Annotated in this window: 19 protein-coding genes; 13 read left to right on the top strand and 6 right to left on the bottom strand. The window is 72.3% G+C overall.

The window, feature by feature from the left end; translation table 11 throughout:
• Nucleotides 1–31: 31 nt before the first annotated feature.
• Complete coding sequence (locus tag ADL03_RS13200; RefSeq protein ID WP_053733990.1) at nt 32–754, top strand: class I SAM-dependent methyltransferase; 723 nt, start codon at nt 32–34, stop codon at nt 752–754.
• Here the strand turns inward: ADL03_RS13200 and ADL03_RS13195 are convergent.
• The 3 genes from ADL03_RS13195 to ADL03_RS13185 are packed head-to-tail and all read right to left on the bottom strand — an operon-like array spanning nt 736 to nt 3427.
• Nucleotides 736–2271 (bottom strand): hypothetical protein, encoded by a 1536-nt coding sequence (locus tag ADL03_RS13195; protein ID WP_157528556.1) that lies wholly within the window; start codon nt 2269–2271, stop codon nt 736–738. The two genes, ADL03_RS13200 and ADL03_RS13195, sit on opposite strands and share 19 nt — an antisense overlap.
• Nucleotides 2265–3044 carry a hypothetical protein gene (locus ADL03_RS13190; RefSeq protein ID WP_053733645.1) on the bottom strand — a complete coding sequence of 260 codons (780 nt, stop codon included), beginning with the start codon at nt 3042–3044 and terminating at the stop codon, nt 2265–2267. The genes ADL03_RS13195 and ADL03_RS13190 overlap by 7 nt, the downstream gene beginning before the upstream one ends.
• Nucleotides 3041–3427 carry a nuclear transport factor 2 family protein gene (locus ADL03_RS13185; RefSeq protein ID WP_053733989.1) on the bottom strand — a complete coding sequence of 129 codons (387 nt, stop codon included), beginning with the start codon at nt 3425–3427 and terminating at the stop codon, nt 3041–3043. Before ADL03_RS13185 ends, ADL03_RS13190 begins: the two co-directional genes overlap by 4 nt.
• A 68-nt stretch (nt 3428–3495) precedes the next feature.
• On the opposite strand from ADL03_RS13185, the gene ADL03_RS13180 reads away from it, so the two are divergent.
• A complete protein-coding gene (locus tag ADL03_RS13180) occupies nt 3496–3804 on the top strand; it encodes a hypothetical protein (protein WP_053733644.1) in 309 nt (102 codons plus the stop codon).
• Between the two features lie 50 nt (nt 3805–3854).
• Here the strand turns inward: ADL03_RS13180 and ADL03_RS13175 are convergent, their stop codons facing one another.
• The gene (locus tag ADL03_RS13175; protein WP_053733643.1) at nt 3855–4250 is read right to left on the bottom strand and encodes a GNAT family N-acetyltransferase; all 396 of its coding nucleotides are present in this window, start codon (nt 4248–4250) and stop codon (nt 3855–3857) included.
• 398 nt (nt 4251–4648) lie between these two features.
• Here ADL03_RS13175 and ADL03_RS13170 point away from each other — a divergent pair, with 398 nt between their 5' ends.
• From ADL03_RS13170 to ADL03_RS13150, 5 genes are all read left to right on the top strand, one after another.
• The gene (locus ADL03_RS13170; RefSeq protein WP_053733642.1) at nt 4649–7501 is read left to right on the top strand and encodes a LuxR family transcriptional regulator; all 2853 of its coding nucleotides are present in this window, start codon (nt 4649–4651) and stop codon (nt 7499–7501) included.
• A 145-nt stretch (nt 7502–7646) separates the two neighbouring features.
• On the top strand, nt 7647–8156 hold the full coding sequence (locus ADL03_RS13165) for a hypothetical protein (protein WP_157528554.1): 510 nt from the start codon (nt 7647–7649) through the stop codon (nt 8154–8156).
• Nucleotides 8157–8225: 69 nt separating this feature from the next.
• Nucleotides 8226–9590 carry a PepSY domain-containing protein gene (locus tag ADL03_RS13160; RefSeq protein WP_063798544.1) on the top strand — a complete coding sequence of 455 codons (1365 nt, stop codon included), beginning with the start codon at nt 8226–8228 and terminating at the stop codon, nt 9588–9590.
• A 100-nt stretch (nt 9591–9690) separates the two neighbouring features.
• Nucleotides 9691–10677, top strand: a complete 987-nt coding sequence (locus ADL03_RS13155; RefSeq protein ID WP_053733640.1) for a YbaB/EbfC family nucleoid-associated protein — start codon at nt 9691–9693, stop codon at nt 10675–10677.
• Nucleotides 10678–10758: 81 nt separating this feature from the next.
• Nucleotides 10759–12087: a M28 family peptidase gene (locus ADL03_RS13150; RefSeq protein WP_053733639.1), complete on the top strand. Its 1329-nt coding sequence runs from the start codon at nt 10759–10761 to the stop codon at nt 12085–12087.
• A gap of 64 nt (nt 12088–12151) precedes the next feature.
• Here ADL03_RS13150 and ADL03_RS13145 read toward each other — a convergent pair whose 3' ends face one another.
• Complete coding sequence (locus ADL03_RS13145; protein ID WP_157528552.1) at nt 12152–14116, bottom strand: bifunctional diguanylate cyclase/phosphodiesterase; 1965 nt, start codon at nt 14114–14116, stop codon at nt 12152–12154.
• A gap of 162 nt (nt 14117–14278) precedes the next feature.
• Between ADL03_RS13145 and ADL03_RS13140 the strand changes: the two genes are divergently transcribed.
• Nucleotides 14279–15334, top strand: coding sequence for a sugar ABC transporter substrate-binding protein (locus ADL03_RS13140; protein WP_053733637.1), 1056 nt, complete (start codon nt 14279–14281; stop codon nt 15332–15334).
• Between the two features lie 101 nt (nt 15335–15435).
• Nucleotides 15436–16857, top strand: a complete 1422-nt coding sequence (locus tag ADL03_RS13135; protein WP_082373086.1) for an amidohydrolase family protein — start codon at nt 15436–15438, stop codon at nt 16855–16857.
• Between the two features lie 16 nt (nt 16858–16873).
• Here the strand turns inward: ADL03_RS13135 and ADL03_RS13130 are convergent, their stop codons facing one another.
• Nucleotides 16874–17845, bottom strand: coding sequence for an alpha/beta fold hydrolase (locus tag ADL03_RS13130; RefSeq protein WP_053733636.1), 972 nt, complete (start codon nt 17843–17845; stop codon nt 16874–16876).
• 119 nt (nt 17846–17964) lie between these two features.
• On the opposite strand from ADL03_RS13130, the gene ADL03_RS13125 reads away from it, so the two are divergent.
• From ADL03_RS13125 to ADL03_RS13115, 4 genes are all read left to right on the top strand, one after another.
• The gene (locus ADL03_RS13125) at nt 17965–18732 is read left to right on the top strand and encodes an IclR family transcriptional regulator (RefSeq protein ID WP_157528550.1); all 768 of its coding nucleotides are present in this window, start codon (nt 17965–17967) and stop codon (nt 18730–18732) included.
• Nucleotides 18733–18819: 87 nt separating this feature from the next.
• Complete coding sequence (locus tag ADL03_RS13120) at nt 18820–19854, top strand: aromatic ring-hydroxylating dioxygenase subunit alpha (protein ID WP_053733635.1); 1035 nt, start codon at nt 18820–18822, stop codon at nt 19852–19854.
• Complete coding sequence (locus ADL03_RS46880; RefSeq protein WP_157528548.1) at nt 19851–20009, top strand: hypothetical protein; 159 nt, start codon at nt 19851–19853, stop codon at nt 20007–20009. Before ADL03_RS13120 ends, ADL03_RS46880 begins: the two co-directional genes overlap by 4 nt.
• Nucleotides 20006–20935, top strand: coding sequence for a PDR/VanB family oxidoreductase (locus tag ADL03_RS13115; protein WP_053733634.1), 930 nt, complete (start codon nt 20006–20008; stop codon nt 20933–20935). Before ADL03_RS46880 ends, ADL03_RS13115 begins: the two co-directional genes overlap by 4 nt.
• Nucleotides 20936–20942 lie beyond the last annotated feature (7 nt).

The following is a 20942-nucleotide window of genomic DNA, read 5'->3' as shown; positions in this document are numbered from 1 at the left end:
CCGGTTGCCGGGCGTGGCTAGCGTGGGACGGGTGAAGGGATTCAACCCGAGCTTCGGTCCGGAGATCGCCCGCACCTACGACGACTCGCCCCGCGGCGACGAGGACGAGACGGTCCGCTTCCTCGCCGGGTTCGGCTCCAGAGCGCTGGAGCTCGCCGTCGGCACCGGCCGCATCGCGTTGCCTTTGCAGGAGGCCGGTGTGGTCGTCGACGGCATCGAGCTCTCCCCCGACATGGTCGCGCGGATGCGGGAGAAACCCGGCGGTGACCGGGTCGAGGTGACCATGGGCGACATGTCCACCGTCGGCACCGGGCGCACGTACCCGTTGGTGTACCTGGTCTACAACACGATCACGAACCTGCTCACCCAGGACGACCAGGTGCGCTGCTTCTCCAACGCGGCACGCCACCTCGACCCCGGCGGCGTGTTCGTGGTCGAGTGCGGGGTGCCGAGCTGGTCGGCGCGGCAGCTCAACCAGTACATCGACGTCGAGGCGGTCGAGGTCGACCACGTCGAGATCGACGTCAACCGGTACGACCCGGTCACCCAGATCCTCGACGAGAACCACGTGCACATCGGCGTGGACGGCGTCCGGTTCGGCCCGATCCGGCAGCGGCTGAGCTACCCGTCGGAGTTCGACCTGATGGCCCGCATCGCCGGGTTGCGGCTGCGCGAGCGCCGGGGTGGCTGGAACGGCGAGCCGTTCGTCGCCGCCAGCACCCGGCACGTCAGCGTCTACGAGCACTCCGCGTAACGATCAGCGCCGCAGAACTCGCGCTGGGTGCCGTCCGGGAACAGCACGGTGGCGCCGTGGTCCTGGACCTTCGCCGACAGCGTGCCGCCGACCGGTACCGCGGGATCGGTGGACGACGTGACCTCCATGGTCCTCGTTCCCCCGGCGGTGATGCCGACGTGGCGGAACTTCACCGCGAACTGCTTCGCGTCCCTCACCTTGAAGTCGGAGTAGCGGATCTCACCGCCGCCGGTGTCGTCCAGCGCGATCGAGGTGCCGGAAATCCCCTGCCACGCACCACCCTTGGGCACCGGGTGGTTCGTGGCCGGCCGCGCGGAGGGCGACCCGGTGCGCCAGAACCGCGCGGGCCCCTTGACCTCCGGCAGGTCCAGCAACAGGCCGAGGCCGCCGTCGCCGAGGTGGTCGAGCACTCCGGCGCCTTCGAAACCGTTGTCCCGCACCGGCATCTTCGTCCACGCCAGCCCGTCCGGCGACGTCCACACCGCCCCGGCACCGGGGGTGGAGCCGACCGCCAGGAAGCCGGTCTGCCACCGGGCCACGTCGGTGACCCGGCGTTGCGGTCTGGGCGCCACGCCCGCGTCGGGCAGCTTGCCGGGGTCGAGGTCGGCGAGCTGGGTCCACGCGGTCTCGCCGTCACGCCGGTACCAGCCGGTCAGGCCGGCCTTGGAGTCGTCGGGGTTGTCCGCGTTGCCCAGCGTGCCGAACAGCACGGTGACGCCGTTGTTGTGCTGCGCGGCGGTGAGCGCGCTGTAGTGCTGCCCCTGCGGCGGGTCGGGCAGCCGGTCGCCCACCGCCTTCCAGTCGCGGCCGTCCGCCGACTCGAACAGCATCTCGGCCCGCCGCTGCGGCCGGCCGGTCGCGGGCATCGCGCCGTAGACCAGGAAGCCGCGCTCGGTGGCGAGCACGCGCGGCTGGTAGCCGGTGTAGAGCTGCCGGTTCGTCAGCTCGACCGGATCACCGAACTTCTTGCCGTCCGGCGAGAACCAAAGCCGCAGGCCCTTCACGCGGTCGCTCACCTTGTTCTCGGCGAACGCCACGACCACCACACCGCGCGGTCCGGCCGCGACCGCTGACGGCTTGTCGGTGAAGAGCCCTCCCGGCAGCGCGAGCCTGGTCCAGACACCGCCCTCCGAGGTCAGCAGCACCGGCTGGGCGCCGTTGCCGCCCAGCACGTAGGCGTTGTCGCCGTACGCGGCAGCGGCATCGCCCCACGCCAGCTCGCCGATCTCCGGCGGCGTCACCTCACGCCACGTCTGACCGTCCACCGACATGTGCAGCACCGGGTGGACGTCGTTGGTCCGGCCCTCGACGTTGCCCGGCTCGGCCGGGACGAGGTAGTCGCCCGCGAGCACGAAGCCGCCGCTGAACCCGACGGCGCCGTGGACGGTCTGCAGCCGTTCCCGCGTCAGCGTCGGCGCGGTCTGCTGGGTCCAGGTCGGCGGCGTGAACGAGGGCGCCGGCGGTGCCGACGAGCAGCCGGCGAGTAGCAGGACGGCGGCCAGGACCAGTCTCAGCACGGTTTCCACACGTTCTGCGCCTCGTCGACGCACCAGGGCTGGGCGGCGGTGACCGCCGTGGAGCGGAAGGGTTTGCCGTTGTCGTCGATGCGGAGCTCGCCCGAGTCGCCGCCGGAGGTCCACCCCACCACCAGCACCCATTCCACGTCCTCGCGCGGCGAGTCCACCCGGATGACCAGTTGCTCGACGTCGTTGAGGTTGACCTTGAGCGGGAAGTCCGCCGGCGCACCCCGCTGCCCGGCGCGCTCGTCCTGGACCGGTGTGGCGACGGGCGCCTGGGCGGACAGGTCGATCGCGAAGAACCGCCGCGTCACCTCGCTGGCACAGCGACCCTGCAGGAACAGGCCCGGCATGGCGGGTTTGCGGCTGAGGACCTCGGCCCGCACGGACTGCAGCACCACCGACGCCTCCGACAGGCCCTGCAGGGTGGCGGTGAGCTCCGCGCCGGTGACCGTGACGCCACCGGCCGGGCGCCGCGCGTAGGGGATCGACGTCTGCCCCTGCGCGGGCACGACGTGTCCGGCGCGGCACTGGGAGTCGCCGAACGCGACGGCGGCGGCCAGTGCGGGCTTGCCGGGCTCTTCGGGCTTGCGGACCAGCCACACGATCACGGCGGCCGCCGCCAGCACCACGACGAGGACCACGGCGAGCAGGACCACCGTGCGGCGGTCGCGCTCGTGCACCGTGACGTTGTCGATCTTCTGACCCTGCACGACGTTGCCGCTGACGTCGCGCACCCTCATGGTGAGGTCGTCGTCCTGCTCCTGGCTCACGCGGACAGGGCTTCCGCCTTGATCTGCTCGAACTGCGCGGCCATCGCCTCGGACAACGCCCGGGCGCCGGACAGCGGCCGCACCATGACGGTGAACTCGGCGATCAGGCCGTCTGCGTTGAGGTGCAGGAAGTCGCAGCCCTGCACCTCCTTGCCGTTCACCTCGGCACGGAAGACCAGCGCGGAGTTCTCGCCGTCGACGATCTCGCGCTCGTAGCGGAAGTTCTCGAAGACCCGCAGCACGGCGCGCAGGATCGCTGCGGTGAGTGCCTTGCCGGGGTACGGGGAGAACGCGACAGGGCTCGTGAACACCACGTCGTCGGCGAGGCAGGCCGCCATCGCGTCGCTGTCGCGGGCCTCGACGGCCGCTCGGAAAGCCTTCATGAACGGCACCGTACCCCGGACGGCGTGGTTCACGGGCGCACACGGGCGAGTGGGGTTGAATCGAACGCATGAACGGGATGTCCGCGTTGCAGGAAGCACTGGCAGCGCCCGCGGCGCAGGCGCGCGACCGGTTCGCGGGACGGCTCAACGGCTACCTCGACGGGTCCGACGTCGTGCACGCGGTGCGGTTGCAGGGCTGGCTGGGGCTCGAGGTGCCCGGCCCCGGTTGTCACGTGGGCACCGGCAGCTGGGACTTCACCCGGTTCAAGCCCACCACCTCGCCGGTGACGTGCGGGCGCTGCCGGTCGGCCGGGCTGCTCAGCAGCTCGTTCACCGGCGGGCCGCACCAGCAGGTGCTGGACCTCGAAGGGATCTAGGGCCAAGCCCTGGCGCGGAACGTCGACAAGCGGCGTTCCGCGCCACACCACTAGCCGCACGCGTCGCGGTTGCGCGCCCCCATCGCGGTCAGCGCGACCATGCCGAACCGTTCGTAGTACGGCCGCAGCGGCTCGTCGCACACGAGGTCGATCGAGTACAGGTGCGCGCCCTCGGCCAGGATCCGGCGCACCAGCTCGGAGCCGATGCCCTGCCCCTGGTACTCCGGCAGCACCTCCAGCCACGGGACGAACCCGGTCAGCACGCCGTCGCTGATCATGTTCACGAACCCGGCCACGCGGCCGTCCGCGCGCGCGACCACGGCCCGGTAGCTGCCGCGCAGCACGGCGAGGTGCTGTGCGGCGCTGGGCGGCCGCGGCCAGTCGACGAAGAACCCGGCCAGGTCGGCCTCGGTGAGGCCGGTGACGTCGGAGGTGTAGGTGATCACGGCGGCAGCATGCCACCGCGCACCGCAGCGAGATCGCCGCGCACCCGGCGATGACCCGCGCACAAATACCGGGCGAAGTTTGCCCGAACACGGAAAATGTGCCGCCCGTCTTGATTGGCCAGTCCACGCGACCGGCACTGAGAACGGCTGGCGGCAGACCAGGCGATTACCACGGACTTCTGGTCGTTATGGTCACAGTTCGCCGGTCCGGTTCTTTGACACTTTTCTTTACACCCCCTCCACCAGCGGTGATGTTCCAGAAATGGACGCAACAACCACCCGTACGGCGGAATCCGGTGCCGCCACCGTACTGAGACACACACCTAGCCCGAGACATTTGCTGTCCCTATCCTGCGATTTGCACGAACCGCACGCGAGGCTGGGCGGGAGGGAATAGTGTGGAACGTCAGGTTCTCGAAGAACTCACCGACGCGGCGGCACCGGAGATCTCCGGCCCGCAGTGGGCGCTGCACGGCCGGACGGCACAGGTCGGCCGCGTCGAGCAGCTGATGCGCGACGGCGCCGAGCACCAGCGGGCGCACGTGGTCGTGCTCGAGTCCGGCGCGGGCACCGGCAAGACCAGGCTGCTCCTGGAGCTGATGTCGGTCGCGGCCAGGCGGGGGTTCGCCGTCGTCAACGGTGCGGCGGAGCCGCCCGGCCTCGCGCGGGCGGTCTCGCTGGTGACCCCGCGCGGCGGCCGGCAGGAGGACGAGCGGGTCGGTGTGGCCGCCGGGCGGTTCGAGGCGCAGCTGACGAGCCACCTGCGCCGCAGGCCGGTGCTGGTGGCCGTGGACGACGCGCAGTGGGCCGATCTGACGCTCCTGCACGCGCTCGGCGCCGTGATGTCCAAACTGGACAAAGCACCGGTGCTGTGGTTGTTCGCGGTGCACGCCGACCACGCCGACTCGCCCAGCGGCAGTGCGTTGCGCACACTGGCGCGCAAGCACCGCACCGAGTGGCTGGGGCCGCTGGAGCCGTTGACCGGCGCGGCGGTCGCGGGCATCGCGGGCGACCTGCTCGACGCGGCGCCCAGCGACGACCTGGTGGCGTTGTGCGACAGCGTCGGCGGCACCCCGCAGGCGGTCGTGGACCTGGTGCTCGACCTGCGCAGGGACGGCTGCCTGACGGTGGCGGACCAGGTCGCGCGGCTCGTGGGCGGGCCGTTGGCGACGGGGATCTCCGCGGCCGTCGAGCCCGATCCCGGTGCGCCGCTGCCGCGTCCGTTCACCCTGCGGATGCAGGCGCGGCTGCGCGAGCTCTCCACCCGCGCGCAGGAGGTGCTGCAGGTCGCCGCCGTGCTCGGGCACAGCTTCGCGCCACAGGACCTGGCCGAGATGCTCGGACAACGCCCCGCGCAGCTGCTCGGGCCGTTGCAAGAGGCGCTGGCCGCCGGGCTGATCGGCAGCGACGCCGACGAGTTCGTGTTCCACCGCGAACCGGTGTGGCGCGCGGTGCTCGGCACGGTGCCCGAACTGCTGCGCTCGATGCTGCACCGGCAGGCCGCCACGATGCTGCTGGGCCGCCCGCGCCACCGGGCCGAGGCCGCCGCCGTCCACCTCGTGCACTGCGCGGGACCGGGCGACACCGCGGCGGTCGGCACGATCCGAGAGGCGGCGCACCGCCTGCTCGCCACGTCACCACAGGCCGCGTCGGCCCTCGCCACGCGCGGGCTGCGGATCGCGGCACCGGACAGCGGCGACCACGTGGCGCTGGCGACGACCGCCACCGCGGCCCTCGTGCGGCTCGGCTGCCTGAGCGACGCGGTCGACCTCGCGCAGGAACAGCTGGCGGCGCACGCCGACGCCGAGCCCGAGCTCGCCCGGCCGTTGCGGACGTGGCTCGCGACGGCGTTGATGCTGCGCGGTGACACCTCGGCCGCGTTCGACGTCTCGAACCACGCCGTCGCCGCCACGGGGCAGGCGGGCCCCGGTGCCGAGCCGTGCCCGGAACCGTGTCCCGAGCTGCTGCTGCTCAACGCCTTGTCGCACAACGACCAGGGCAAGGTCGCCCTCATCGCGGAGCGGGTGCTGGACCAGCCGGGACGGCACAGCGACGACGTCCGTGCGGCCGCGCTCAACGTGCGGGCCATGTCGCACTGGCGGGAGGGCCGGTTGGAGGCGGCGATCGACACCGTCGACGAGGCCGTGCGGCTGCGCGGCCGGCTCACCCGCGCGTGGCAGTGCGATCCACTGTGGACACGCGCGTGGCTGTTCACCAAGGTCCGCAGGCTGGACGAGGCGCTCGCCGCCGCCGAGACCGCCCGCGCGGCCATCGACACCGAGCACAACGGCGTGCTCAGCCCGGTTCCGCTCGCGCTGCGTGCCACGGTCCTGCTGGCCAAGGGCGAGCTGGTGGCGGCGGAGTCGGACGCGCGGGCCGGGCTGACGGCCTCCGAACGCGCGGAGATGCCGTTGTACGAACCGCAGTTGCGCGCGGTGCTGGTGATCTCGGCGCTGCGCCGCGGCGATCTCGCCCTGGCGGCCGACAGCCTGCGCAGGCTGGAGGAGTGCGCACCGGCCGAACGCGCGCAGCCGTGGTCGGCGCTGGTCCGCGTGCTCGCCGCCGTGGTCGTGTCGGCACGGCGTGGCGCGCACGCGGCGATGGACGAGCTGCGCGAGTCGCTCGCGGATTCCGAGCAGTGCCGCCAACTCCTGCTGGAGGACCCGTCGATGGCGGCGTGGGCGGTCCGCACCGCGCTGTCCGCCGGTGAGCGGGACAGCGCCGGGAACGTCGTCGCCGCGGCGGAGGAGATCGCGGCGGCCAACCCGTCCTTCGACACGGTCGCCGCGGCGGCACGGCACGGGCGTGCGTTGCTGGACAACGATGTCACGGCGTTGCACGGTCTGGAGAGCGGCTACGGCGACCCGTGGGCGGCGGCCTCGGTCGTCGAGGACACCGGGACGCTGCTGCGCGAGCAGGACCGCGACCGGGCGATCACCGAGCTGAACCGGGCGATGGCCGCCTACGACGCGCTCGGCGCGGAGTGGGACTCGGCCCGTGTGCGCCGCAAGCTGCGCAGGCTCGGCGTGCGCAGGCGGCACTGGAACCACGAGGCCCGGCCGGAGACCGGCTGGGACAGCCTCACCAGCACGGAGGCGAAGGTCGCGCGGCTGGTGGCGCAGGGGCTGACGAACCGCCAGGTGGCCAGCGAGATGTTCGTGTCACCGCACACCGTCGGCTTCCACCTGCGGCAGATCTACCGCAAGCTCTCCATCCAGTCGCGCGTCGACCTGGCCCGCATCGCGCCCTGACAGCACCGCGCCACGGCAGGAGGAGGCGCCGAGGGACGAGTACCGCCGCAGGTGGATACGGACGCGGCGGTCGCACGGTTCACCCCGTGTGCGGGTTCTCACGCAGGCCGGCCATCCCGGCCGGTTCCGCCACTATTCTGCCCGCGTGCCCCTGCCCTCAGCGCCCCTGCGCCGTGTGCGCTGCGGTGCCGTCGGCACGACCACGGGCGCATTGGCCGTGCTCGCGCACTCCGGCGCCGACGGCCACCTGCCCGACGCGGGGCTGGTGTTCTCGCTCGTCGCGCTGCTGACGTGGGCGGTGTCGGGGCTGGCCCGCCACGAGCTCACCCCGGCGCGGTTGCTGGTGCTGGTCGGCGGTGGGCAGCTGGCGATGCACTCGATGCTGGTGCTCGCGTCGGCCCGGCACGACCACGTGAGCGTCGAACGGATGACCGCCGCCCACGTCCTGGCCACGGCCGTGGTCGTCGGCGTGCTGGCGGTCGCGGAACGGTCGGTGCTCGGGCTGGCGCGGGTGCTCGCCTCGCTGCTGCCGCGCAAGCTGACGCCGTTCGTCGCGACGGCTCCCCTGACCGTGCCCGTGTACCGGCACCTCCCGGCCGCCGCGGTGGTGCTGGACGTGCTGTCGTGGCGCGGTCCCCCGGCTGGACAGGCCTGATCCCACCTCACCCGAGGCCGGCGCGGTGTGCGCCGGTCCACGCCTGTTCACGCCCATTGGAGCTTTGCCATGTCCACCACGCAATCCCCGCCGGCACCCGGCACGCGGACCTCGTTCGCCTGGCGCGGGCTGTTCCTGCGGCTGCACTTCTACGCCGGTGTGCTCGTCGGCCCGTTCGTCCTGGTCGCCGCGCTGACCGGTGTGCTGTACGCGCTGACGCCGCAGCTGGAGTCGTGGGTCTACGCCGACCAGCTGCGCGTTCCCGTTTCGGCACAACAGCTTCCGCTGTCCGAGCAGGTCCGCGCGGCGACGGCGACCGCTCCCGGGGGCGAGCTGGTCGCGGTCCGGCCGGCCCCCGAACCCGGTGACACCACCCGCGTCCTGTTCGCGGAGAGGGGTCTCGGCGAGTCCGAGCGCCGGGCCGTGTTCGTCGACCCCGGCACCGGCGAGGTGACCGGGGACCTCGTGGTCTACGGGACCAGCGGCGTGCTGCCGCTGCGCACGACCCTCGACCAGTTGCACCGCAACCTGATGCTCGGTGAGCCCGGCCGCCTCTACAGCGAGCTCGCCGCGTCCTGGCTGTGGGTGGTCGCGCTGGGCGGCCTGGTCCTGTGGCTCACGCGGGCCAGGGGCAGCAGGCGGATCCGCGGGCACGGCCTGCTCGGCGTGTGGGTGCTGGCGGGTGCGCTGTTCCTGTCGGCGACCGGCCTGACGTGGTCGGCCTACGCCGGCGAGAACATCGGCACGCTGCGCGAGGCGTTCGGCTGGTCCACGCCCGCGCTCCAGGTCCCCGGCGGTGGCGAGCACTCCGGGCACGGCGAGCACACCGAAGTACCCGCGTCCGACCCCACCGACATCGACGACGTCATGGCCGTCGCACGGACGTGGGGCGTCGACGCGCACAAGGTCGAGATCGCGCTGCCGGCGTCCGGCGTCTGGAAGGTCACGGAGATCGAGCGCGGGCTGGGCGGTCACGGTGACGCGGTCGCCGTGCGGGACGGCGAGGTGGTCGGCTCGGTGCGGTTCGCCGACTTCCCGTTCATGGCGAAGATGACCCGCTGGGGCATCGACGCGCACATAGGCGTGCTGTTCGGGTGGCCCAACCAGCTGCTCCTGCTGCTGGTCGGCGGCGGTCTGGTGACGCTGGTCGTGCTGGGCTACCGGATGTGGTGGAAGCGCAGGCCCACCCGCAGGTTCGGCCGTCCGGCGCCGCGCGGGCAGTGGCGCAAGGCCCCGCCGGTCGCGGTGGTCGCGCTCGGCGTGGGTGCGGTCGTGGCCGGGTGGTTCGCCCCGTTGTTCGGCATCAGCCTGTGTTCCTGGTGGCCGCCGCGCTGCTGGTGGTGCGCGCGGGGGGGAAGGCGGACGCGAGCTGCCCGGGGGGGGGTGGGGGGGCCCCTCCCGCCACACCGTCCACACTGGACAAGGCTTGCCTGAGCTGGGCATTTGCGGCATATTTACGGGCAGGTGCGCCGGGAAGCCTGGTCGGCCCGCACGTCACACCGCGTGACGGCGGAGAGCTGACGAGGGGTGCCCGATGACACTGATCCCGCACGCCATACCGCTCACCCACGATCCCCAGGTCGTGCGCGCGCTCGCCACGCGGTGGCGGCGCACCCGGACGTTGCTGCTCCTGGCGGCGGGCGTGCTGCCCGGCGCGATCGGTCTCGTGTGCGTGGTGCTGGCCGGGATGACCTCGGCCGGGCACCGGATCATGCCGTGGTGGTCCGCGATCCCGGCGGTGGCGGCGGCCGCGTGCGCGTGGGCGTTGCTCACCTGGTTGCGGCGCAACGGGTTGAGCGATCCGCACTCGTGGCTGCCCGCGACCACCCTGATGACCGGCGCGCAGCTCGTGCTCGGTGTGCTGCCGGGGTCGGGCATCGCGTTGCGGCTCAGCCCCGGTGCGGCCGTCGCGGTCAAGGCGTTGTGCGCGGTGGGACTGCTGGGCGCGGGGTCGGCGGGCTGGCTGGCACGGTTGGCGCAACGGTCGCTGCTGGCGACGCCGGTCGTGGAGCTGGGGGCGACGGCGTTCCCGCTCGTGCTGGCGGGCGACGGCACGCGGGTGGTGATCGGCACCGACCGGATCGACTGGCGTGCGGACGGTCTTGAGGCGGGGATCGCGTTCGCGCGCGTGCAACGGGTCACGGCGCGGGACAACGCTTTGGTGCTGCACACGGCGTCCGGGGCGTGGACCGTGCCGGTGGCCGACGCCGTCGCGGCGCGTGACCTGCTGCAACGCCGGATCGCCTGGTGGCGCGAACAGGCCGACGCGGCCGCGCAGCAGGAACGCGAGCGTTACCATGAACTGCTGCGTGAGCTGAGTGCGATCATCGGACGTGCGTCGGTGGGACCGGTCAGCGTCACGGTGGACGCGAATGGCGTGACGACCGGCATCGCACTCGACCCGGCCGCACGCGACCACAACCCCGAGACGCTGTCGGCGTTGCTCATGTCGTGCATCGGCAAGGCACGCGCGGATGCCCGCAAACGGGTGCAGGACCTGGTGCTCGACCACGCCGCGTGACCCACCGGAAGTCGGTTGTCCCGCACGGTGGCTGCTCCGTACGTTCACGTCGACGGCGCAACTGGACCTGGGGGCGACACCATGCGCAGACGTGACTTCCTCGCAGCGGCAGCCGGTGCCGCGGTCGTGGCGGCGAGCCCGGCGAGTGCGCTGGCCGCCACCCGGCAACGACCGGGCGCCGCGCACGCGCCGGACCTCCACCTCGGCGACTTCCCCGTGGTGGCCCAGGTCCGGGCGCGGCGGGCGCTGGAGCACCTCAGGGTGCTGAGCGACCGGATCGGCCCGCGCATCGGCGGCACCGACTCCGAGCACCAGGCGCGCGACTACCTCGTGCGGGTGCTCCGGCAGCTGCGCTACCAGGTGACCACGCAGCCGTTCGCGGTGCCGGACAAGTACCTCGCCGACCTCGTCGTGGACCGCACCCGCTGGCAGGCGGGAGCGTCGCGGTTCGGCGCGCTGGGCGTCACGGTCAAGGCACCGGTCGTCGACGTCGGCGACGGCAGCGCGCTGCCCGACCTCACCGGCAAGATCGCGCTGTTCGTCAACGCCCCCACCGGTTCCGCGCCGACCCTGGCCGCGATCGAGAAGGGCGCCGTGGCCGTCGTGCTCGGCCGCATCTCGGCAACCGCGAGCAAGCTCAGCGCGTTCTCCCCCACCCTCACCCAGAACGTCGCCGTCCCGGTGGTCGGCCTCGCTCAGGTGCACACCGAGCGGTTGCGCGGCACCACGACCGAGCTGACGATCACCACGACCCACCACGCGAACCTCACCTCCCACAACGTGATCGCGGAACGCCCGCCCACGTTCCCGTGGCGTGACAACGGCGTCGTCATGATCACCGCGCACTACGACAGCGTTCCGGGCTCACCGGGCGCCAACGACGACGGCAGCGGCACGGTGCTGTGCCTGGAGCTCGCGCGCGTGCTGCGCCACCTGCCGACGAACAAGACGATCCGCTTCGCGTTGTGGGGCTCGGAAGAACAGGGCCTGCTCGGCTCCCGGCACTACGTCTCACAGCTCATCCCGGAGGAGATCGCACGCATCAAGGGCGTGTTCCAGAACGACATGGTCGCCACGAGCCACGACCCCGCGACCGCGTACTGGCTGTTGTCCGTCGACGGCGCGGACAACAACACCACGCGCGAAGTCCGTGCCGCCGCCCAACGGCTCGGCTACGACCCGCGCGTGCACGGCCCGGTGGCACGCGGGTCGAGCGACCACGTGCCGTTCCACGAGAAGGGCATGGCGTCGGCGAACTTCAGCTGGCGTGGTGAGGGCGGGCCGCAGCTGCTGGAGCCGATCTACCACACGCCGGAGGACACGATCGCGGCCAACGTGAGCCTCGACCGGCTCCAGGTGTCGATCGAGCTGATCGGTGCCGCGGCGTACCGGCTGGCCACCCTGCGGTAGCCGCGGTGCTCTGCCCGTCGCACCGAGGGGCTGCGGGCGCACCTCAGGCCGAGGTGCGTCCCGGTCACCCGGCCGGCGCGGTCAGCCCGGTGAGCATCCGGTCGCGCAACCAGCTCGCGAACTCGTCCGCGGGCAGCGGTTTGCTCAGGCAGTAGCCCTGCACGACGTCGCACCCGAGCGCGGCCAGTGCCGTCCACGTCTCCTCGTCCTCCACGCCCTCGGCCACGACCTCCAGCTCCAGGTTGTGCGCGAGGCCGAGCAACGAGCGGGTGATCGCCCCGCTGCTGGAGTCCGAGCGCATGTTCGTGGTGAACGAGCGGTCGATCTTCATCTCGTGCACCGGCATCGTGCGCAGGTAGGCGATGGACGAGTAGCCGGTGCCGAAGTCGTCGATCGACAGCCGGACACCGAGCTCGCGCAGGCGGCTCAGCACCTCGGTGGCGCGGTGCGGGTCGGCGATGATGGCGCTCTCGGTGATCTCCAGCGTCAGCACGTCCGGCGGACGGCCGTGCTGGTCGAGCAGGCCGGACACCTGCTCGGGGAACGTGAGGTCGTGCAGGCACTGGGCGCCGACGTTGACCGAGATCGGCACGTCCCAGCCGGCCGTGTGCCACTGCCGGCACTGCGCGAGGGCGTGGTCGAGCACGTAGCGGGTGAGCGGCTCGATCAGGCCGGTCTCCTCGGCGGCCGGGATGAACCGGTCGGGGCCGAGCAGGCCCAGCTTCGGGTGCTGCCAGCGGCACAGCACCTCGGCGCCGCAGACCGTGCCGCTGCGGACGTCGGCCTTGGGCTGGTAGTGCAGGACGAGCTCGCGCTGGTCGATCGCCCTGCGCAGGTCGCTGATCACGGTGAGCTGGGCGGCGCTGTGCCGGTCCAGGCCCGGTTCGTAGGCGGCGGTGCCGAGCCGGCTGCGCTTGGCCGAGTACATGGCGATGTCGGCGTGCTTCAACAGCTCGTGCGCGTCGGTCGAGTCGCCCGGGTACATCGCCACGCCGATGCTGCAGCCGACCTCGACCGAGAGGCCGTCGAGGTCCACGGCCTCCTCCAGCGCCCGGTGCACCTTGCCCGCCACGGCCAGCGCGTTCGCGGCGCTGCCGACCGCGGGCAGCAGGACCGCGAACTCGTCGCCGCCCAGCCTGGCCACGGTGTCGTCGCCGCGCACCGCGCTCGTCAGCCGGTCCGCCACGTGTTGCAGCAGCCGGTCGCCGAACGCGTGGCCGAGGGTGTCGTTGATCGGTTTGAAGCGGTTGAGGTCGATGAGGAACAGCCCGAGCGGCTCACCGGTGACCTGTGCGCGTTCGATCGCCTGACCGGTGCGCTGGGTCAGCAGCGTGCGGTTGGCCAGGCCGGTCAGGGCGTCGTGCGACGCCTCGTGCTCGCTCTTCGCGGCCTGGCGCAGGATCTTGCGGCGGTGGCCCAGCAGCACGACGGCGCAGAGCGCGACCAGGCCGAGGTCGACGACGAACGCGACGACGGCCGCGACCCGGAGCTGTTCGTTGTGGCGTTCGGCGTTGCGCAGGTACTCGGTGGTCTCCAGGCGTTTGAGCTGCACGACGGTCGAGAGCTGTTTGCGCAGCGACACGACGGTCAGCTCGGCCTGGTCGGCCTTCAGGGCGGACCCGGTGGCGTCACCGCCGTCACCCAGTGCCACGACCTCGCGCAGCAACGTCGTGTAGTCGCCGTAGAGGTCACCGACCAGCGCGGCGGCCCGGACGTCGGCCGGTCCCCCGTTGTCGCCCAGCCACCGCAGGCTCTCCTCCGCCGCACCGGCGGCGCTGACCAGCGGCCGGCGCATGACCGGGGTGCCGGAGCGCAGGTAGTCCGACATGGCGTGGTCGGCGACGTCGACGTTCTGCACGACCTGGCCCCACCGGTCGCTGAGCTGGTTGAGCTCGTGCAGGTGCGTGGCCGCGCGCTGGGCGCTCAGGCTCATCCACAGCGCGATGCCCGCGAGCGTGACGAGGCCGATCACCAGGCTGACGACCGTGGTGTGCGCGGTCGTGCGAGCCTCGACCCAGGTGGACAGCATCAACGCGCCTCACGTTAGACGACCCCGTGCGAAGTGCTCATTGGTACGCACCCAAAGGATGGCACGCAACCCGGCGGACGGTGGTTTCCGCGCCGGTGGCGGGGACGGCGGCCGACCCACTACCGTCTGGCGCTGCGCTTCACCCGACGATGGGGTTCACCGATGTTCCTGCGTGCTCATGCCCTGCCGGCCGCGGTTCTCACGCTCGTGCTGGTGGTGAGTGGGTGCACGGCGGCGCAGACGTCAGATGACCCGCCGACGATCGGCTTCCTGTCGCAGAACACCTCGCGCGACTTCTCCCGCGAGATGACCGACGGCTTCAACGCCGGCGCGCGGATGGTCGGTGGTGTGCGGACGGAGGCCACCGGACCGGCCACGCACGACGGGCTGCGGCAGGTCGAGCTGCTCAAGGACCTCGCCACGCGGGCGAAGGGCGGCATCGGGGTGTCCGCGGTGGCACCAGAGCTGGTCGCGGAGCCGATGGCGCGGGTGGTCGAGCAGGGCGTCCCGGTGATCGCGGTCGCGGGCGGCCAGATCGCGCCCGGCGCGAAGGTGGAGTTGCTGATCGAGAACGACAGCTACGAGATGGGCCGGCTGCTCGCCGACGCCGCGGCCGACCGGCTCCCGCCCGACGCCGCGGGCACCGTGGTGATCGGCAGCAACTCCCCCGCGATGCCCGCGCTGGACCAGCGGTCGGCCGGCATGCGGGCCCGGCTGACCGAGCGGCTGCCGAAGCTCAAGGTGATGGGGCCGCTCGACACCGGGCGCGACGCGCAGGCGAACCTCGCGACCTGGCAGCGGGTCGTCGACGCGAACCCCGGCGCGCTGGCGTTCCTGGGTGCCGGTGACGTCGACGCGGTCAACCTCGCCGCCGTGCGCGCGGCGAGGGGCGCGCGGTGGCTGGCCGGTGCGTTCAGCGTCGACCCGAAGGCGTTGCGGGGCGTGAAGGAGGGGCACCTGTTCGCTTCGGTGTCCGCGGAGCACTTCGTCAAGGGCGCGGTGGCCGGGCGGCTGCTGGCCGAGCACGCCAGGCACGGCCGCGCGCTGCCGGAGGGCTGGTTCGTCGCGCCGGGGCTGCTGGTGACCTCCGCCAACGTGGACCAGATCATCAACCGCCAGTCCAGCGAGCAGAGCCGGCTCGACGCGGCCCGGCCCCAGGTCGACGCGCTGACCGCGCACCCCGAACGGCACATCCGGCCGCTGGACCAGGCGCGGTAAGCGCATTCCACCAGGTGGCCCACCGGTTTCCGCACGGCGGTGACAGGCGGGTGGCGGCGGGTGAGCATGGCTGGTCCGACTCTCCCCGCACTGGAGGCCGCATGATCAGCAGAAGGACGCTCACCACCACCCTCGGCGCCGCACTGGCCGCGTCCGCCACGGGCTCCTCACTCACCGCGGGCGCAGCGCCGCACGGAAGACGCCTGCTGGTCAGGGGCGGGTCGGTCGTCACCGTCGACCCCGTGCTCGGGGTGCTGCCACGCGGTGACGTGCTCGTCGACGACGGCAGGATCGCGGCCGTCGGGCGTGACCTGGACGCCCGCGACGCGGACGTCATCGACGCGACCGACATGATCGTCATGCCGGGGTTCGTCAACACCCACCACCACCTGTGGAGCGCGCTGGGCCGCAACTTCGTGGCCGACGGCTTCCCGTACTTCGCGGCGAAGCGGGCCACGTCGGCGTTGTACGAGCCGGTCGACCACTACCGCAGCGTGCTGCTCGGGCTGGCGGAGCTGGCGAACGCGGGCGTGACCACCGTGCACAACTGGTGCAACAACACCCGCACGCCCGCGCACGCCGACGCCGAGCTGCGGGCGCACCGCGACGGTCTGCTGCGCACCCGGTTCTCCTACGGCCACGTCGACCAGATGCCACGCGACGTGCCGGTGGACATGACCGACGTCGACCGGGTGCGGCAGCAGTACTTCGGCGGCGGCACCGCGTTCGGCGGGCTGGTGCACCTCGGCGTCAGCCTGCGCGGGTTGTCGCAGAGCACGGAACCGGCGTTCGTCGCGGACATGGAGGCCGCGCTGGGCCGTGGCCTGCCGGTCGCGATCCACGCGGGCCAGGCACCGCCGCGGACCGTGGACGCCGCCGACTACGAACGGCGCGGCTGGCTGGGCCCGAAGACGTTGCTGTGCCACTACGTCACGGCGCTCGACAGCGACATCGAGGTCCTGGTCCGCACCGGCACACCGCTGAGCTGGGCGCCGCACTCGGAGTTCCGCCTCGGCACGGCCGGTGACCCGCGGGCGACGTTGCTGCGGATGAGGGCCGCCGGTCTCCCGGTGTCGCTGTCGTCGGACGCCACGTCGATCGCGCCGTCGGACATGTTCGAGACGATGCGCCTGGCCTGGACGACCGGGATCCCGTGGCAGGGAACGCCGACCGCCGCGCTGCCGGAGATCGGGTTCCGGGCCGTGCTGGAGATGGCGACGATCAACGGTGCCCGCGCGCTGGGCCTCGGCGACGTCACCGGGTCGATCACCGTCGGCAAGCGCGCCGACCTGGTCCTGGTGCGCACGAACGACGTCAACATCGCACCGGGCGGCCTGATCGAGACGACGCTGGTGCAGTCGGCGACACCGGCCAACGTCGACACCGTGCTCGTCGACGGCCGGGTCGTGAAGCGTGGTGGCCGGCTGGTCGGCTACGACGTGGAACGGATCGTGCGCGACGCCAGACTTTCCTCGCTGCGCATCCGCACCGCGGCGGGCGGCCTTCTCACACCGCTCGCCTGAGTGGGCACGGAGGCGTTCACACGTCGAGCACGGCGCGGGTGAACGCCTCCGGGGCCTCCTGCGGCACGTTGTGGCCGATGCCGGTGAGGACGCGGTGCTCGTAAGGGCCGCTGAACTGCTTGCGGTAGCCCGTGCCGTCCGCGTTGGCGCCGTCGAAGTCGCTGGCGATGGTGATCGTCGGCACGCCGATCACCGGCTTGGCGGCGAGCTCGCGCTCGTAGCCGTCGTAGCGGTGCTCGCCCTCGGCCAGCCGCAGCCGCCAGCGGTAGTTGTGGATGACGATCGCCACGTGGTCGGGGTTGTGCCACGCCGTGGCGCTCCGGCCGTAGGTGGCGTCGTCGAAGTCCCACTTCGGCGAGGCGAGCTTCCAGATCAGCTTGTTGAACTCGGCGGTGTTCTGCGTGTAGCCCTTCACACCGCGCTCGGTCGCGAAGTAGTACTGGTACCACCAGCCCAGCTCGGCCTGCGGGCTCAGCGGCTCCTGGTTCTGGGTCAGGTTCACGACCAGGTAGCCGCTGACCGACACCAGCGCCCTGACCCGCTGCGGCCACAGCGCCGCCGTGACGCAGGCCGTCCTGGCGCCCCAGTCGAAGCCGGCGAGCGTCGCCTCGCGGATCTTGAGGGCGTCCATGAACGCGATCACGTCCGCGGCGAGGGCCGACTGCTGGCCGTTGCGGAACGTGCGGGCGTGCAGGAAGCGGGTGGAGCCGTACCCGCGCAGGTACGGGACGAGCACCCGGTGGCCTTTCGCGGCCAGCGCCGGTGCCACGTCGACGTAGCTGTGGATGTCGTAGGGCCAGCCGTGCAGCAGGATCGTCACCGGGCCGTCGGCGGGGCCCAGCTCGGCGTACCCGACGTCCAGCAGGCCCGCACGGACCTGCTTGACCGGGCCCCACGCCGGGGTGCTCGCGTGCGCGACCGCGCGGGTCAGCGGGACCGCGGCCGCGGTGAGGGCGATGGCCTGGGAGAACTGCCGCCTGCTGATCATGCGTTCGACGGTAGGGGTGGCGGTGGGAGGGTCGCGAGCGTCAGGTGACGGTGGCGGTGTACGTCATGGCGACCCGCGTGGTGCCGGACTACCGGTCCGGGGCTTGGGAAGATGGCGGGATGAGCGCACCGAGGCGAGGACGGCCCGCCGGTCCCACCGGTCCGGTGATCGGCCGCGCGCTCCGGTTGCTCGACGCGTTCGACGCCGAGCACCGCGAGCTGACGCTCAGCGAGCTGTCCCGGCGCGCGGAGGTGCCGTTGTCGACCGCGCACCGGCTGCTGCGGGAGCTGTGCGCGTGGGGCGCCGTGGAACGCGGTGACGACGGGCTGTTCCGCGTCGGGCTGCGGCTGTGGGAGCTCGGCTCGCTCGCGCCACGTGGCCCCGGACTGCGCGAGGCCGCGCTGCCGTTCCTGGAGGACCTCTCCCAGATCACCAGGGAGAACGTGCAGCTCGCCGTCAGGGAGGGCGTGGAGCTCGTCTTCGTCGAACGGATAGCGGGCTCCGGCGCGGTCCCGGTGCTCACCCGCGTGGGCAGCCGGTTCGCGCTCACCGCCACCGGTGTCGGCCTCGTCCTGCTCGCGCACGCGCCCGTCGAGGTGCAGGAGGAGGTGCTGGACCGCCCGATCGAGCGGTACACCGCCAGGACCGTCACCGATCCGGTCCAGCTGCGCCGGATGCTGGCCGCCGTCCGGTCGAACGGGTTCTCGATCAGCGACCGCCAGGTCACGATGGACGCCCTGTCGGTCGGCGCGCCGATCCGCGACCGGAACGGTGCGGTCATCGCCGCGGTGTCGCTCGTCGTGCGGCACCGGAGCAGCACGCCGCACGCCTTGGCGCCGCTCGTGCGCACCAGCGCTCAGGCGATCTCCCGCGCCCTGTCGGCCTAAGGGCTTCCATTTTCCGGAAATGGTGCTGCTTATCCGGTAGTGGTCTCCGCCACGCTGTGGCCTTCCCACCACCGAGGAGGAGCACCGATGACCGGCTTCCCACGTGACCAGTGGTACGTCGCCGCCTACGGGTCCGAGATCGAGCACGACCTGTTCAGCCGCACCGTCTGCGGCGAACCGGTCCTGTTCTGGCGCACCCGCGCCGGAGTCGTGACGGCCGTGCCGGACCGCTGCGTGCACCGCCGGTTCCCGCTGTCCCAGCCGCCCTCGCGGCTCGTCGACGACCAGGTGGTGTGCGGCTACCACGGTTTCACCTACGACTCCGGTGGCAGGTGCGTCGCCGTGCCGGGGCAGACCCGCATCCCCCGCACCGCGCGGCTGCTGCCCTACCCGGTCGTCGAGCAGGACTCGTTCGTGTGGGTGTTCATCGGCGACCCGGAGAAGGCCGACACCCGGAAGATTCCGCGCGCGCCGTGGCTCGTCTCGCCGGACTACACGACGGTCTGCGGCATGGAACCGTTGAACGCCAGGTACGAGCTGCTGGTCGACAACCTGCTGGACCTCTCGCACGAGACGTACCTGCACGGCGGTTACATCGGCACGCCGGAGGTCGCCGCCACGCCGGTCACGACCGAGGTGGACGAGGACGCGGGCATCGTCTACGTCTCACGGCACATGGACGACGCGGAATGCCCGCCGTTCTACTCGAAGTCGACCGGGCTGGAGGGCCGGATCGCGCGCTGGCAGGACATCGAGTACACCCCGCCGTGCCTGTACAAGCTGCACAGCCGCATCGCGCCCGTCGGTTCCACGCCCGCACCCGACGGGAGCGACCCGGACGCGTTCCACGTCGAGGTCGTGTACGCGATCACGCCGGAGACCGAGACCTCGACGCACGACTTCTGGGCCGTGGCACGGGACTTCGCGCTCGGCGACGAGGAGGTCTCCGCGTTCCTCGCCGAGAGCAACCGCACCGTCGTCATGCAGGACGTGGTGGCGCTGAACGTGCTGGAGCAGGTCATCGCGGGAGAACCGGAGGGCTACCAGGAGCTGTCGATCAACATCGACACCGGTGGGCTCGCCGCGCGGCGGATGCTCAAGCGCCTGCGGGACAACGCGTGAACGCGCTCACCGGCGACCGCGTGGTGCGCGTCCACTGGGTGCCCGGCACCGACCGGCTCCGCGCGGTGTGCCACTGCGCCGCGGAGCGCGGGTTCGAGGACCCGGTCGAGCTGTGGGAGTGGCTGCTCGCCCACCCCGAGGGGCACGCGCCGTGAAACTCGTGCTGGAGAAGAAAGATGTGATCGCGGACGGCGTGGTGCTGCTGACGTTGCGGCACCCGGACGGCGACCCGTTGCCGGCGTGGACGCCGGGTGCGCACGTGGACCTGGTGCTCGCCGACGGCCTCGTCCGCCAGTACTCGCTGTGCGGCGACCCGTCCGACACCGCGACCATGACGGTCGCCGTCCTGCTCGAACCGGGCGGGCGCGGCGGGTCGCGGCACGTGCACGACGTGCTCGCCGCGGGTCAGCAGGTCGAGGTCCGCGGGCCGCGCAACCACTTCGAGCTCGTCGAGGCGAAGCGCTACCTGTTCATCGCGGGCGGCATCGGCATCACGCCGATCCTGCCGATGGTCGCGCGGGTCGAGGCGGCCGGGCACGACTGGCGGCTGGTCTACGGCGGCCGGACGCGGTCCTCCATGGCGTTCCGCGCCGAGCTGGAACGCCTCGCCGGCACCGAGATCCGTCCCCAGGACGAGGACGGCCTGCTGGACCTGGCGGCGCTGCTCGGTGAACCGGAGGAGGGCACCGCCGTCTACTGCTGCGGGCCGGAGGCGTTGCTGACGGCGGTCGAGCAGCACTGCGCGGCGTGGCCGGAGGGGAGCCTCCACGTCGAACGGTTCGCGCCGAAGACCGGTGTGGCACCGCCGTCACGGCAGGAGTTCGAGGTCGAGCTGGCGCAGACCGGCACCGTGCTGCGCGTCCCGGCCGGCCGGTCCGTGCTCGACGTGGTGGAACAGGCGGGCGTGTCCGTGCTGTCGTCCTGCCGGGAGGGCACGTGCGGCACCTGCGAGACGATCGTGCTGGGCGGCACACCGGAGCACCGCGACTCCGTGCTCACCGCGGCGGAGCAGGAGTGCGGTGACGCGATGATGATCTGCGTGTCACGGTCGCGCTCACCCCGGCTGGTGCTCGACCTGTGAGCGGCAC

It is taken from the genome of Nocardia sp. NRRL S-836 (assembly GCF_001279525.1).
Taxonomy (GTDB): Bacteria; Actinomycetota; Actinomycetes; order Mycobacteriales; family Pseudonocardiaceae; genus Lentzea.
The sequence above is the reverse complement of the archived record's forward strand: the minus strand, read 5'-3'. Positions and strand labels throughout refer to the sequence as shown.

What these genes read in the sequence shown, in the direction of transcription:
- ADL03_RS13130 (WP_053733636.1), bottom strand. Translation starts at nt 17,845, where the DNA reads ATGATCAGCAGGCGGCAGTTCTCCCAGGCCATCGCCCTCACCGCGGCC.
- ADL03_RS13150 (WP_053733639.1), top strand. Translation starts at nt 10,759, where the DNA reads ATGCGCAGACGTGACTTCCTCGCAGCGGCAGCCGGTGCCGCGGTCGTG.
- ADL03_RS13155 (WP_053733640.1), top strand. Translation starts at nt 9,691, where the DNA reads ATGACACTGATCCCGCACGCCATACCGCTCACCCACGATCCCCAGGTC.
- ADL03_RS13140 (WP_053733637.1), top strand. Translation starts at nt 14,279, where the DNA reads ATGTTCCTGCGTGCTCATGCCCTGCCGGCCGCGGTTCTCACGCTCGTG.
- ADL03_RS13135 (WP_082373086.1), top strand. Translation starts at nt 15,436, where the DNA reads ATGATCAGCAGAAGGACGCTCACCACCACCCTCGGCGCCGCACTGGCC.
- ADL03_RS13185 (WP_053733989.1), bottom strand. Translation starts at nt 3,427, where the DNA reads ATGAAGGCTTTCCGAGCGGCCGTCGAGGCCCGCGACAGCGACGCGATG.
- ADL03_RS13160 (WP_063798544.1), top strand. Translation starts at nt 8,226, where the DNA reads ATGTCCACCACGCAATCCCCGCCGGCACCCGGCACGCGGACCTCGTTC.
- ADL03_RS13145 (WP_157528552.1), bottom strand. Translation starts at nt 14,116, where the DNA reads ATGCTGTCCACCTGGGTCGAGGCTCGCACGACCGCGCACACCACGGTC.
- ADL03_RS13180 (WP_053733644.1), top strand. Translation starts at nt 3,496, where the DNA reads ATGAACGGGATGTCCGCGTTGCAGGAAGCACTGGCAGCGCCCGCGGCG.
- ADL03_RS13125 (WP_157528550.1), top strand. Translation starts at nt 17,965, where the DNA reads ATGAGCGCACCGAGGCGAGGACGGCCCGCCGGTCCCACCGGTCCGGTG.
- ADL03_RS13120 (WP_053733635.1), top strand. Translation starts at nt 18,820, where the DNA reads ATGACCGGCTTCCCACGTGACCAGTGGTACGTCGCCGCCTACGGGTCC.